Origin of the sequence: Zavarzinia compransoris, assembly GCF_003173055.1 — a bacterium.
GTDB lineage: Bacteria > Pseudomonadota > Alphaproteobacteria > Zavarziniales > Zavarziniaceae > Zavarzinia > Zavarzinia compransoris.
The window spans coordinates 805,324-818,099 of sequence record NZ_QGLF01000001.1 but is presented as its reverse complement, the minus strand read 5'-3'; the positions used below and the strand labels follow the sequence as shown (position 1 = coordinate 818,099).

The window sequence follows — 12,776 nt, the reverse complement described above, 5'->3', positions numbered from 1 at the left end:
GCCTTTTGCGCCATGATGGCTTAGTCTCCCGGTCATGGCGCAGGATGGCGAACACAATGCCCGGGGCATCAGCATCGGCCTGACCGCCGTCATCGTCGCGGTGACGGAGGAGGATCCGCGCGTCCTGGTCGCCCGGCGCATGACCCACGACCTGGCGACGCCGGCCCAGCAGGGCTTGCTGCCCCTGGCCTTCGACACGCCGGAAACCCTGCCCTTCGGCCCGTTCGAGCCGGAGCATCACCGCACCCTGGAACTGGGCCTGCGCCAATGGGTGGCGGAGCAGACGGGCATCGCCATGCGCTATGTCGAGCAGCTCTACACATTCGCCAACCAGAACCGCGACCCGCGCGAATTGACCGGGGGGCCGCGCGTCGTCTCCATCGCCTATCTGGCCCTGACCCAGGAAACGCCGCTGGCCGGCACCGGCGAGGCGCAATGGCGTTCGTGGTATTCCTTCCTGCCCTGGGAGGATTGGCGCGAGGGCCGCCCGGCCCTGATCGACAAGGTCATCCGCCCGGCCCTGACCCGCTGGATCGATGCCGCCCCGGATGCCCGCAGCGCCCGCGCCCGCATGGAGCGGACAGCCATCGCCTTCGGCCCGGTCGCCGGCACCGGCCATTTCGACCTGCTGCGCTGCCTCGACCGCTATGAGTTGCTCTATTCCGCCGGCCTCGTGAAGGAAGCGATCCGCGATGCCGCGGTCGCCGCCGGTGCCGCCGGCAACGCCCCCCCCGACGTCCCCGACGAACAGCGCGAGGCCGCCCGCGCCCTCGGCACCCCCCTGTCGCTGGACAATCGCCGCGTGCTCGCCTCGGCGCTCGGCCGCTTGCGCGGCAAGATCGACTACCGCCCGGTGGTCTTCGACCTGCTGCCGCCGGAATTCACCCTGCTGCGCCTCCAGAAGGTGGTCGAGGCCCTGTCCGGCATCGAGTTGCACAAGCAGAATTTCCGCCGCACCGTGACCGCCGGCGATCTGGTCGAGCCGACCGGCCAGATCGAAGCCTCAGGCCGCGGCCGCCCGGCCGAAACCTATCGCTTCCGCCGCGACGTCATGCAGGAAAAGCACGACGTCGGCATCCCCCTGCCCCTGCCCAAGGCGGGGTCGTGACGGTCGGGGGCGTTACCGCGCCCGGCGCGGCGAATGCGCCAGGAAATCGCGAAAGGCGCCGGTCGAAACCTTGATCCAGCGGCCGCCCTCCACGATGTGGAGCAGGTCGCCATGCCCCTGAAGCAGCCTCGGCTGGGCGATGGCGCCAGCCCCTTGCGACCATTCGCCGACAAGGGCCAATTGGCCGCCCTGGCGCTCGTGAAGGGAAAAACTGGCCTCCCATGGGAATCGTCTCGCCAGCAGGATGAAACGGCCGTCTCCGGCCAGCGCGCCCGGATTTTCCACCGGACAGGGGAAAATCTCGCAGTCGTCCCCGGCCATCCGGACGAGTTGCGGCTTCGGGTAGCCATGCACCCAGCATTCGTTGCCGATCAGGGACATCGGATTGTCTCCGCCCCAGGCCATGGGGATTTTGTCCATGAGAGATCCGAGAACCCGTCCTTCGGGCGAGAAGCGGACGATTCCCCCCGTGCTGAGGGGCCAATCGCCGTTCGCGAGCCGGCCCGCATAAACCCCTTCATCGGAATAGTTGACCCAGATCGAATTGTCCGGCGCGCACAGCACGTTCGAGATGCGGGCCCCGAGGCGGAGAGATGACAGCGGGCTGCCGTCCGCCGCGAACAGATGGCCGGACAGGGCCTCATGCCCCGCCAGCCCGTCGACCAGAAGCCAGCGCCCGTCGGCAAGGCGCGAGACGAAAGGGAACGCGATCCCCCTCACGTCGAGGGCCCAGTCCTCGCGGCTGCCGTCGAACGTATGGACCCGGCAGCTTCGCGGTGCATTGTCCCCTGCCGGTCCGGCAGTGCCGTCATCGTGAAGACCGGAACCCTGGCGGACGATGGCAAGCCGGCCGTCGAGGAGAATGGAATAGCTGAAATCCCTCCAGCCATGGGGCGGTTCCGGCAGCGCGTGGACATCCGCGAATGCCTCCATGTCCTGCATGATCGCTCCTTCACGTTCTCGGTGCTGGTCGATGGCCGCGCGGTTAGCTAACATAGCTAAGTTGACGCGGGAGGGTGCGATGAAAGTGACCATTCATGCGGCAAAAACCAATCTGTCGAAGCTGATCGAGGCGGCATTGGCCGGCGAAGACGTGGTGATCGCCAAGGGTGATGTCCCGATGGTGAAGCTCGTCCCCGTGCAGGGGACTGGTTTCCGCTTCGACATATTGGCCGATGCCAGCATCGGGCCGGGGCCGGATTTTTTCGCACCCTTGCCGGAGGACGAGATTGACGCCTGGGAGGGCGGCGCTTGAGCGCCTTGCTGCTCGACACCCATGCCTGGGCCTGGAGCCTGAACGGCAGCGACCGCCTGTCCGGCCCCGCGCTGGCCGCCATGACGCGAACGGCGACCATCCTGGTCAGCCCGGTTTCATTCTTCGAAATCGCACAGAAGGTTCGCCTCGGCAAGTGGCCGGCGATGGCGCCCCATGTCGGGGACCTGCCGGCGCTGCTTGAACGGCAAGGGGCCCGGCCCGCCCCGCTCGGTCCGGAAATCTGTACCCGGGCGGGGATGATGGCGTGGGAGCATCGCGATCCGTTCGACCGGCTGATCGCCGCCACGGCCATTCTGCTGGGCATTCCGCTCGTCTCCGCCGACCCCGTGTTCGACGGAATTGCCCCGCGCCTCTGGTAACCCTGCCAAAAAGGACGAGGGGCTATTCGCGACATTTTCTTGACAGGCTTGATTATGCTCGATATGAGCATATCTAGAATATGCTCAAGTTGAGCATTAAAGAGCGTCTCCAGCGCCTCCCCCAGGTAAGCGCAGCCTCCGTCGAGGATCCGCCCATGACCGTGAATGTCCAGGCCCAGATGGCCACCGCCCTTCCCTTCACGCCTGCCGTGGCCGCCGCCACCGCCGGCATCTGGAGCAAGGTCGAGCGCGTCCTGCCCGAGGACGAGTGGCGCCAGCACGCCCCCTTCATCGAGCGCATCAACCGCCTGAAGAAGCAGCGGAATGCGGTCATCCTGGCGCATAACTACATGTCGCCGGAAATCTTCCACGGCGTTGCCGATATCGTCGGCGACAGCCTGGCGCTGGCCAAGCGCGCGGCTGAGACGGATGCGGACGTCATCGTCATGGCCGGCGTCCATTTCATGGCCGAGACCGCCAAGCTGCTGAACCCGGACAAGATCGTGCTCATGCCCGACATGGACGCCGGCTGCTCGTTGGCGGAATCGATCCGGCCCGAGGATATCCGCCTGCTGCGCGAAGCCTATCCGGATGCGCCGGTGGTCACTTACGTGAACACTTCGGCCGCGGTGAAGGCGGAGAGCGACATCTGCTGCACCTCGGGCAATGCGGTCGAGGTGGTGGAGAGCCTGGGCGCCGAGCGCGTGCTGTGCCTGCCGGACGAATATCTGGCCGCCTGGGTCGCCACCCAGACCAAGGTGAAGATCCTGACCTGGAAGGGCCATTGCGAAGTGCACGAGCGCTTCACGCCCGACGAGATCCGCCGCTTCCGCCGCGCCTATGACGATCTCGTCGTCATCGCCCATCCGGAATGCCCGCCGGAGGTGATCGCCGCCGCCGATTTCGCCGGCTCGACCGCGAAGATGATCGACTATGTGCGCGACGAGAAGCCGGCCCGCGTGCTGATGATCACCGAATGCTCGATGTCGGACAATATCGCCGCCGCCTCGCCGACGACGGATTTCGTCCGCCCCTGCATCATGTGCCCGCACATGAAGAAGATCTCGCTGCCCAAGATCCTCCACGCCCTGGAGACGTTGGAGCCGCGGGTCGAGGTCGATCCCGCCGTCGCCGCGCGGGCCCGCCTGGCCGTTGAACGGATGATCGCGGTCGGTCGCCGCTGATCGGGGAACAATCGCTTTCGGGAGTGCGTGTCATGCGCCAGCTTGAGGCAGATTTCGTCATCGTCGGTTCGGGCCTTGCCGGCCTGTCGGCGGCCCTTACCCTTGCCCCGCGCAAGGTCGTGCTGATCACCAAGACCGCCGGGATCGAGGGCGGTTCCAGCCTGCACGCCCAGGGCGGCATCGCCGCCGCCATCGGCGCGGGCGACCGCCCCTCGGCCCATGCCGCCGATACGCTGGCCGCCGGCAGCGGCCTGTGCGACCCCGTCGCCGTCGCCCGCCTGACCGAGGCCGGGCCCCAGGCGATCGCCACGCTGCGCGACCTCGGCGTCCGCTTCGATACGGATGCGGCGGGCAATCTCATGCTCGGGCGCGAGGGCGCCCATGGCTGCGCCCGCGTCGCCCATGCCGACGGCGACCGCACCGGCCGCGCCGTCGTCCTGGCCCTGGCGGCCCGGGTCCGCGCCACCCCGTCGATCACGGTCATGGCCGAGACCATGGTCACCGACCTGCTGGTCAGCGACGGCCGCATCGCCGGCCTCGCCTTGAACCGCAAGGACGGCGGCCCGGCCGCGATCCGCTGTGCCAAGGTGATGCTGGCGACCGGTGGCCTGGGCGGCCTTTGGCAGCACACCACCAACCCGCCCGAGGCGACGGGCGACGGCCTCGCCCTGGCGGTCCGGGCCGGCGCCGCCCTGGTCGATCTCGAATTCATGCAGTTCCACCCGACCGCCCTGCTGGTCGAGGGGCGCGAACCCCTGCCCCTGCTGACCGAGGCGCTGCGCGGCGCCGGCGCCCGCCTGCTCAAGGCGGATGCCCTCACCCCGCTGCTGGCCGGCGTCCATCCCCAGGGCGACCTGGCGCCGCGCGATGTCGTCGCCCGCGCCATCCATGCCGAAATGGCCGCCCACGGCCGGGTCTATCTCGACCTGCGCCCGGCCCTTGAGGCCAAGGGCGCCGCCGCCTTCCCCCAGGCGATCGAAACCTGCTGCGAGGCCGGCCTCGATCCCTTCGCCGTGCCGGTGCCGGTCACCCCGGCGGCCCATTACCACATGGGCGGCATCCTGGTGGACGGCGAGGGCCGCGCCACCATCCCCGGCCTTTATGCCTGCGGCGAGGTTTCGGGCACCGGTGTCCATGGCGCCAACCGCCTCGCCTCCAATTCGCTGCTGGAAGCCTGCGTCGCCGGGCGGCGCACCGCCCAGACGATGGCGCTGGATCGCCGGCCGGCCGGCCGCACCCTGCCCCACGCCCTCCTTGCCGCCGGCATCGAGCCGGCACAGGCAGCCCCCCTCCGCGCCCGCCTGCGCCAGACCATGATGGAAGACGTCGGCCTGCTGCGCGATGCGGAAGGCTTGCGCCGCGCGCTCGAAAGGCTGGACGGCTATGGTGCCGCCCTGGCTGCGGCGGAACAGAAGGCGCCCCAGGAGACTTACAAGGCGGTGCGGGCGGCGGTCGAACTGCGCAACCTCGCCACCATCGGCCGGTTGGTCGCCCTTCTCGCCCTGTCGCGGACGGAAAGCCGCGGGGCGCATACCCGCCTCGACCATCCGGCGGCCGCCGAGTCCTGGCTGCGCCGCCAGACCGTCACCGTCGACGGCGCCGGCGCCCGCCTCGACACCATCGGCCTTGCCGCCGCCGGCCGCCTGGCGGCGGAATGATCCTTGCCCGGAACGAACAGATCATCATGCACGACCTCACCCCGCCGCCGTTCCTGGTCTATGAGACCCTGCTGAAAACGGCGCTGGCCGAAGACCTGGGCCTGGCCGGCGACCTGACCTCCGAGGTCGCGGTGCCGGCCGCCGCCCGGGCCCGGACCGAGATCCGCGTCCGCCACGACGGCCGCATCGCCGGCCTGCCCATGGCGCTCGACACCTTCAGGCTGGTCTCGCCCGAGATCGCGGTCACCGTGCTCGCGCCCGACGGCGCTGACGTCACGCCGGGCGACACGATCGCCGTGGTCGAGGGCCCGGCCCGTGCCGTGCTGACCGGGGAACGGGTCGCCCTGAATATTCTGCAGCGCCTGTCGGGCATCGCCACCGTCACCCGCAGGGCGGCGGATGCGGCCCGGCCCCACGGCGCCCGCGTCGCCTGCACGCGGAAGACGACGCCCGGCCTCCGCGCGCTCGAGAAATATGCGGTCCGGGTCGGCGGCGGGGTCAACCACCGCTTCGGCCTCGACGACGGCATCCTGGTCAAGGACAACCATATCGCCGCCGCCGGCGGTCTCGATGCCGTGCTCGACCGCATCCGCGACCGGGTCGGCCATATGGTGAAGGTCCAGGTCGAGGTCGACAGTCTCGATCAGCTCGAAACCCTGCTGAAGCGCCCGGTCGATGCCGTGCTGCTGGACAACATGGGGCCGGACCGGCTGCGCCAGGCCGTCGCCATGGTCGCGGGACGCATGGTGACCGAGGCGTCCGGCGGCATCCGGCCGGAGATGGTGGGCGATTACGCCGCCTCGGGGGTGAATATCCTCTCGCTCGGCTGGCTTACCCATTCGGCGCCGTCGCTCGACCTCGGGCTCGATTTCAGCTTCGCCTGACCGGTCCTATTTCGGCGGTACTTCGATCACCGGCGGGGCTTCGGCCCCGGCCGCGCTGTCGGTGCCGTCGATCGCCGAGACGATGTCGCGGAGAATCCCCGGCGCCAGCGCCGACAGCGGATTGACCGTCACCGCCGGATCCTCCACCGGGCCGACCACGCTGTAGGTGAAGGCGAAAAGACCGCCGCCCTCGCCCCCGGTCAGGATATCGCCGACCAGGGGAATCGCCCCCAGAATGCGGTTCAGGCCATAGGACGGCACGATGGTGCCGCCGACGCTGAGCGACCGCCCCCAGGTGTCGTAAGTCCCGGCCAGGGTCATGCCGATCGAATTGCCGAAGGCCTGGGCCTTGTCGATCCGGAGCACGGCGCTGTCCTGGCGGATCTTCGCCTTCAGCCCCTCGAATTCGATGCCCTGGCCGCCGATCGCCGCGGCGATGCCGCTGAGCGAGCCGAGGGTCAGGATGCGGGCCAGGATCGGCGCCTGCACCACCTTGAAGGCGCGGACATCGACATCGCCGGCCAGCGGCCGGTTGGGCTTGGTGTCGTCGATGGTGGCGGTCAGGCGGATGGTGCCGCCGGCGATATCGGAATAGCCGCCGAGCACGCGGACGATGGTCCCGGCATCGCCCGCATCGATCGCCAGGGTGCGGCCGCCGGCGACCGGGGTCAGCCGCATGGCGAAGGGGGCATTGCGCTCGCCGAGGGTGCCACGGGCATCGAGGGCACGCCAGAAGCCGGTCGAATGGCTGCCCGTCGCCTTCAGCCCGTTCACATTGGCCCTGTCGTCCAGGATCACCCGGTCGAAGGCGACGTCGAGGTCGAAATCGGGCAGGCCGTCCGGCGCCCCGGGGTCGGGCCGCTCCGCCTCCGGGCGCCGCTCGGGCGCTTCCTGCGCCATATAGGGTGCAAGGTCGAGCACGCTGCCCTTCATCTGCATCCGATAGCGCTGGCCGGCCGCCGGCCGGGTCATGGTGACCGAGAAATTGCTGCGGCCGAGGCGGATGCGGCTGGCGGTCAGGGTCAGGAATTCGCCCTTGGCGGTCAGCGCCGCCGCGCCGACGATGTCGAGTTCCCTCGAGGTCGCGCGCAGGTTCTCGATCCTGATCTGTTCCTTGCCGGGCGCAAGGCGGAAGGTCACCGCCGCCGCCTCGCCCGCCGGTTTGGCATAGCCGAATTCGGGCAGGGCGATGGCGGCGCGGTCGAGTTTCACTTCCGCCTCGATCGCGCCGATCTGCGCCCCCCGGCCCTCCAGCGTCACCTTGCCGTCGACCGGGCCGAGCAGCCGGCCGCCGAGGTCGAGGCCGAGCTTGCCGCGCAGTTCGTCGTCGAACGTGCCGGCAGCGCTCAGTTTCGTCGTCACGCTGCCGGGCTTTGCGGTGAAATTCTCCGACCAGGCAAGGTCGAGCAAGGCGCCGGCCAGCCGGGCCTTGCCGGCGCCGGATGCCCGGGTCTGGTCGACCTCGACGGTGACGTCGCCGTCCGACAGGCCGAAAGGCCCGACGATGCCGTCAAGGCCGAGCCCGGTGACACGGCTCCTGGTCTCGAATTTCAGATTGTCGAGATCGAGGTCGGCGACCAGCGGCAGGACGAAACGCGCGATCGTGTCATGCGTGCCCCGGGCCCCCGCCGGATCGATGCCCAGCTTGGCGGCATAGCCGAGCGGCGGCCGGTTCAGCAGGGCAAGCGCCGCGCGCACCGGCCCGCCGGCGGCAAAGGCAATATCGCCGATCTGGTCGGGCTGATCGAAGTCGCTGATGTGGGCACTGGCGCCGGCCAGGGTGACGACGCCGTCCGCGCCCATGTCGACCTGCCCGGTCTCGATCGCGACATCGAGGGAATCGACCAGCATATGGCCCCGGGCCTTGATCCCGCCGACCGGCGGCAGGCCAGCCATATAGGTCGCCGCCGTCCCCTCGACCCGGAAGTCGCCGACCACGAGGTCCGGGGCCATGACATCGGCCTCCAGCCCACCCGGCGGCACCTTCAGGCGGAACACGCCGTCGCTGAACGTCCCGCCCCGGATGTTCTGCATCACCCAGCGCCGCCCGTTGACCGAGAGCGGCACCGGCCACAGCGTGCCCAGGTCGTCGATCATCGCCTTGTCCAGGCGGACCGTGAGGTCGAGCCCGAGCCCCGCGGCCCCGAAGGTCGCCGAGCCGGCGGCACTGAGGCTGAAGCTGCCGCGCGTGATGTCGAGGGCGGCGAGGGTCAGCCGTTCTCCGGCAAGGTCGAAACTGCCGGCCAGGTGAATATTGTCGAGGTTCAGGCCCTCCGGGTAGAAGTCCGGCAGGTCCAGGCCGCCCTCGCCCGCCTTCACGTCGAAGCCGACCGTGCGCAAGGCGCCCTCGGGCGCGATCTTCAAGCCGATCTTGCCGTCCAGCGGCATCAATATGCCGGCCGCGGGCCCGAACGTCGCGCCGCCCGCATCGAACAGGGCGGGCACCAGCCCTTTGAAGGCGAGGTCGAGACTGGCGTCCGAGTCCGCCGCCGCCGGGATCACGCCGCCGGCGACGAAGGAAACCGCCTCGCCCGCGCTTTCCAGTTCGACGGCGGCGGACAGGCTGACCTGACCGTTCTCCAGGCGGCGCAATTCGGCCGCCGCATCCGTCGCCACCCAGCGCCGCTGCGTGACGTCGTCATCGAAGACGAAACGCGCCCGGACCAGGTTCAGGCGCTCCAGGCGCCGCATGCTCGGGGCATTGCCCGGCCCGCGGCGGAGAAAGCGGACCGCCTCCGCGATCGGCGAGGCGGGTTCGGCCCCGCCGGCGACCGGTTCCGGCTCGGAGCGGAGCGAGCCGCCGAGACCGAGTTCGAATGTCCCGTCGGCGCCGCGCCGGACCCGGACCTCGGCCTCGGCCAGGGTGATCCCGGTCGGCGCCAGCACGCCCGACAGCAGCGCCCGGGCGGAAAGATTGATGCCGGCATTGGGCAGGCGGGCGACCAGCCGGCCGTCGCGGCCGCGCAGTTCGACGCCGACGACCTGAAGCGCGACATCGCTGTCGACCCCGCTCCAGGTCAGGATCGTGTCGCTGACGGACAGGCGCAGGCCGTCCGGGTTGGCGGCGAAGCCATCCTCGATCATCGGGCTGAGGAACCCCAGCGAGATCGGGCCCATGGTCAGCCGGACGCCGATGGCGACCCCGGCGATCAGCAGCATGGTCAACAGGCCGCCGAAGACATGTGCCGCTATGCGGGATGCGCGCCGTACCAAATTCTCGCCTCACACTTTATGCTGTTCGAGGCCCCACCCCAGTGCCGCTTGACGATCCAGGCGTCAACCAGCAGCGTGATCGACCCTATCACGAACCGGACCGACGCGCGTGAATTACGGCCTGCCCGCTCGCCCCCCCGTCTCCCCGCCGCCGGACAACGCCGATGCCGCCCGGCTGGAGGAAGATTTCCGCGCCGCGCTGGCCGGCCGGTCCCTGGCCGTCGAGGCCGCGCAGATGGCGGAAATCCTGCCGATCCTGCGCGTGCTCGGTGCCTATAGCCCCTATCTCTCGGCGCTCGTCCGGCGCGATCCGGCCCTCCTGGTGGAGATCGTCGCCAAGGGGCCCGAGGCGGCGGTGGAGGCGACCTGGGCCGATCTGAGCCCCGGGGCGACCGCCGCGCTGCCCCTCGATTCGCTGATGCGGCTGCTGCGCCGGGCCAAGGCGCGGATCGCCCTGGCCGCGGCGGTGGGCGATCTGGCCTATGGCTGGCCCCTGATGAAGACCACGGGCGCGCTCAGCCGCCTGGCGTCGGCGGCGCTGTCGGCGGCGGCCGCCCATGCACTGCGCGCCGCGGCCCGCATGAACGAACTGACCCTTGCCCATGACGACGACCCGGAGCGGGATTCCGGCCTCATCATCCTCGGCATGGGCAAGCTCGGCGCCCATGAATTGAATTATTCGAGCGATATCGATCTCATCGTCTTCTTCGACAACGAGGTGATCCGCCCGACGCCGAAGCGCAGCCCGGGCGAGACTTTCGTCCGCCTGACCAAGACCCTGGTGAAGATCATCCAGGAACGCACCGCCGACGGTTATGTCTTCCGCGTCGACCTGCGGCTGCGGCCCGACCCGGGCGCGATGCCGGTGGCGATCTCGACCGATGCCGCCGAAATCTATTACCAGAGCCTCGGCCAGAACTGGGAACGGGCGGCCATGATCAAGGCGCGCCCGGTCGCCGGCGATCTTGCCGCCGGGCGCGATTTCCTGCAGCACATCCGCCCCTTCGTCTGGCGCCGTCATCTCGATTTCGCCGCCGTCCGCGATATCCAGCGCATGAAGGAAAAGATCCGCGACCACCACGGCCACGGCGCCATCGGCGTCGAGGGACAGGATGTGAAGCTCGGCCCCGGCGGCATCCGCGAGGTCGAATTCTTCGTCCAGATCCAGCAGTTGATCTCCGGCGGGCGCGAGCCGCAGCTGCGCGATCCCGCGACCCTGTCCATGCTGGACCGGCTGGTCGCCATGGGCCGCCTGCCGCCCGCCGAGCGCGACCTGCTGGCGGAGGGCTATTGCTTCCTGCGCCACCTCGAACACCGTCTCCAGATGGTGGACGATGCCCAGACCCATGAGATGCCGGCCGATCCGGCGCGGATCCCGGGGATCGGCCGCTTCATGGGCTTCGGGGACGAGGCCGATTTCCGCCGGGTCCTGCTGTTCCACCTGGCCGCGATCCAGCGCCGTTTCAGTGCCCTGTTCGCGGCGGAGGACGCGGCCGACCCGGCCAGCCTGCGCAACCACCTGCCCGAGGCCGAGGCGGCCCTGAGCCAGCGCCTTGCCGAGGCCGGCTTTCAGGAGCCGGCGAAGGCGGCGGGCCTCGTCATCGGCTGGCGGGTCGGGCGCTATCGCTGTTTCCGGCACGAGCGCGCCCGCGCCCTGGTCGAGGGTATCGCGCCCGTTCTGCTGCAAGCCTTCGCCCGCACGGCGGAACCGGACGTCGCCCTGCTGCGCTTCGACCAGTTCCTGTCGCGCTTGCCGGCGGGGGTGCAGCTCTTTTCCCTGCTCGATGCCAATCGCGCCCTCCTGGACCTGCTGGCCGAAATCATGGGGGCGGCGCCCTTGCTGGCCGAACTGCTGGCGCGGCGGCCCGGGCTGCTCGATGCCGTCGTCGGTGGCGAGGCCCTGCGCCCTTTGAGCGAGGCCGAGGCGCTGCGCGCGGACATGGAAACCGCGCTGTGCGATGTGACCGATTACCAGGATCTCCTGGACGCGGTGCGCCGCTGGACCGCGGACAAGCGCTTCGCCGTCGGCATCCAGCTGTTGCGCGGGCTGATCGGCCACGAGGCGGCGGGCCAAGCCCTGACCCTGGTCGCGGAAGCCGGGATCGAGCGCCTGACGGCCGCGGTCGCCGGCCAGTTCGCCGAAGCCCATGGCGATATTCCAGGGGGCGGCTTCGCCGTGCTCGGCTTCGGCAAACTGGGCGGGCGGGAATTGACCGTGACCTCGGATCTCGATCTCGTCTTCGTCTTCTCGGTGCCGGACGGCACCATCGGCTCGGACGGCGGAAAACCGCTCACCCCCGGGCTCTATTACACCCGCCTCGGCCAGCGCCTGATCTCCGCCCTGTCCGCGCTCACCGCGGAGGGCAGCCTCTATGAGGTCGACATGGCGCTGCGCCCGGCCGGCAGCAAGGCGCCCCTCGTCCCCACCCTCAAGGGCTTCGACGACTATTACCGGGGCGAGGCCTGGACCTGGGAGCATCTGGCCCTGACCCGCGCCCGCCTGGTCGTCTCGACCAGCGAGATGTTCGGCGCGGCCGTGACCCGGACCCTGGACACGCTGAAGCACCTGAAGCGCGACCCGGCCCGGGTGTTCGGCGATATCGCCGCCATGCGCGGGCGCATGGACAAGGATCGGCCGGCGCGCAGCCGCTGGGATCTGAAACTCTGCCCGGGCGGCCTCGTCGATATCGAATTCATCGCCCAGGCGCTGCTGCTGGCCGCCGCCCCCGGCCTGCCGGCGCCCCTGCCGACGGGAACCGGGGCGATGCTGGACCTTCTCGGCGCGCAAGGCCTGCTGCCGGCGGCGGATGCCCTGCCCTTGCGCCGCGGCCTTGGCCTTGCCGCCGGGCTCGCGGCCATGCTGCGCCTCACCGCCGGCGACGGTTTCGACCCCGAGCATGCCCCGGCCCCGTTGAAGGCGCTGCTGGCGCGGCATGCCGGCGTGGCGGATTTCGCGGCCGTCGAAGCCGCCCTCGACGCTGCGCGGCCCCCGGTGCGCGCCTTGTTCGGCCGCCTGATCGGCGATCCGGCCGAAGCCTATGTTCCCAACAGTGCCGCCGGGACCGGCGGCCTTGCCCCGCTCGAGGAGTAGCGC

9 protein-coding genes are annotated in these 12,776 nt (G+C 70.0%); 7 read left to right on the top strand and 2 right to left on the bottom strand.

Going from position 1 to position 12,776, the window contains the following annotated elements; translation table 11 throughout:
* Positions 1 to 34: 34 nt before the first annotated feature.
* Entirely contained in the window at positions 35 to 1,108 is a 1,074-nt protein-coding gene (locus DKG75_RS04065) for an NUDIX hydrolase (RefSeq protein ID WP_109919776.1), read from the top strand.
* 12 nt (positions 1,109 to 1,120) lie between these two features.
* Here the strand turns inward: DKG75_RS04065 and DKG75_RS04060 are convergent, their stop codons facing one another.
* A complete protein-coding gene (locus DKG75_RS04060; RefSeq protein ID WP_133636759.1) occupies positions 1,121 to 2,143 on the bottom strand; it encodes a hypothetical protein in 1,023 nt (340 codons plus the stop codon).
* Here DKG75_RS04060 and DKG75_RS04055 point away from each other — a divergent pair.
* From DKG75_RS04055 to nadC, 5 genes are all read left to right on the top strand, one after another.
* Positions 2,130 to 2,363, top strand: coding sequence for a type II toxin-antitoxin system Phd/YefM family antitoxin (locus DKG75_RS04055; protein WP_109920137.1), 234 nt, complete (start codon positions 2,130 to 2,132; stop codon positions 2,361 to 2,363). The two genes, DKG75_RS04060 and DKG75_RS04055, sit on opposite strands and share 14 nt — an antisense overlap.
* The gene (locus DKG75_RS04050; protein WP_109919774.1) at positions 2,360 to 2,743 is read left to right on the top strand and encodes a type II toxin-antitoxin system VapC family toxin; all 384 of its coding nucleotides are present in this window, start codon (positions 2,360 to 2,362) and stop codon (positions 2,741 to 2,743) included. The genes DKG75_RS04055 and DKG75_RS04050 overlap by 4 nt, the downstream gene beginning before the upstream one ends.
* A gap of 155 nt (positions 2,744 to 2,898) precedes the next feature.
* Positions 2,899 to 3,927, top strand: a complete 1,029-nt coding sequence (nadA, locus tag DKG75_RS04045) for a quinolinate synthase NadA (protein WP_425086469.1) — start codon at positions 2,899 to 2,901, stop codon at positions 3,925 to 3,927.
* Between the two features lie 32 nt (positions 3,928 to 3,959).
* A complete protein-coding gene (locus tag DKG75_RS04040; RefSeq protein ID WP_109919773.1) occupies positions 3,960 to 5,585 on the top strand; it encodes an L-aspartate oxidase in 1,626 nt (541 codons plus the stop codon).
* A gap of 26 nt (positions 5,586 to 5,611) precedes the next feature.
* A complete protein-coding gene (gene nadC / locus DKG75_RS04035; protein ID WP_109920135.1) occupies positions 5,612 to 6,469 on the top strand; it encodes a carboxylating nicotinate-nucleotide diphosphorylase in 858 nt (285 codons plus the stop codon).
* A 6-nt stretch (positions 6,470 to 6,475) separates the two neighbouring features.
* Here the strand turns inward: nadC and DKG75_RS04030 are convergent, their stop codons facing one another.
* Positions 6,476 to 9,634 carry a YhdP family protein gene (locus DKG75_RS04030; RefSeq protein ID WP_146210374.1) on the bottom strand — a complete coding sequence of 1,053 codons (3,159 nt, stop codon included), beginning with the start codon at positions 9,632 to 9,634 and terminating at the stop codon, positions 6,476 to 6,478.
* 157 nt (positions 9,635 to 9,791) lie between these two features.
* Here DKG75_RS04030 and DKG75_RS04025 point away from each other — a divergent pair, with 157 nt between their 5' ends.
* Positions 9,792 to 12,773, top strand: coding sequence for a bifunctional [glutamine synthetase] adenylyltransferase/[glutamine synthetase]-adenylyl-L-tyrosine phosphorylase (locus tag DKG75_RS04025; protein WP_109919771.1), 2,982 nt, complete (start codon positions 9,792 to 9,794; stop codon positions 12,771 to 12,773).
* Positions 12,774 to 12,776 lie beyond the last annotated feature (3 nt).

Coding starts and splice junctions, on each gene's coding strand:
- DKG75_RS04065 (WP_109919776.1), top strand. CDS start 35: ATGGCGCAGGATGGCGAACACAATGCCCGGGGCATCAGCATCGGCCTG.
- DKG75_RS04055 (WP_109920137.1), top strand. CDS start 2,130: ATGAAAGTGACCATTCATGCGGCAAAAACCAATCTGTCGAAGCTGATC.
- DKG75_RS04060 (WP_133636759.1), bottom strand. CDS start 2,143: ATGGTCACTTTCATCGCACCCTCCCGCGTCAACTTAGCTATGTTAGCT.
- nadA (WP_425086469.1), top strand. CDS start 2,899: ATGACCGTGAATGTCCAGGCCCAGATGGCCACCGCCCTTCCCTTCACG.
- DKG75_RS04040 (WP_109919773.1), top strand. CDS start 3,960: ATGCGCCAGCTTGAGGCAGATTTCGTCATCGTCGGTTCGGGCCTTGCC.
- nadC (WP_109920135.1), top strand. CDS start 5,612: ATGCACGACCTCACCCCGCCGCCGTTCCTGGTCTATGAGACCCTGCTG.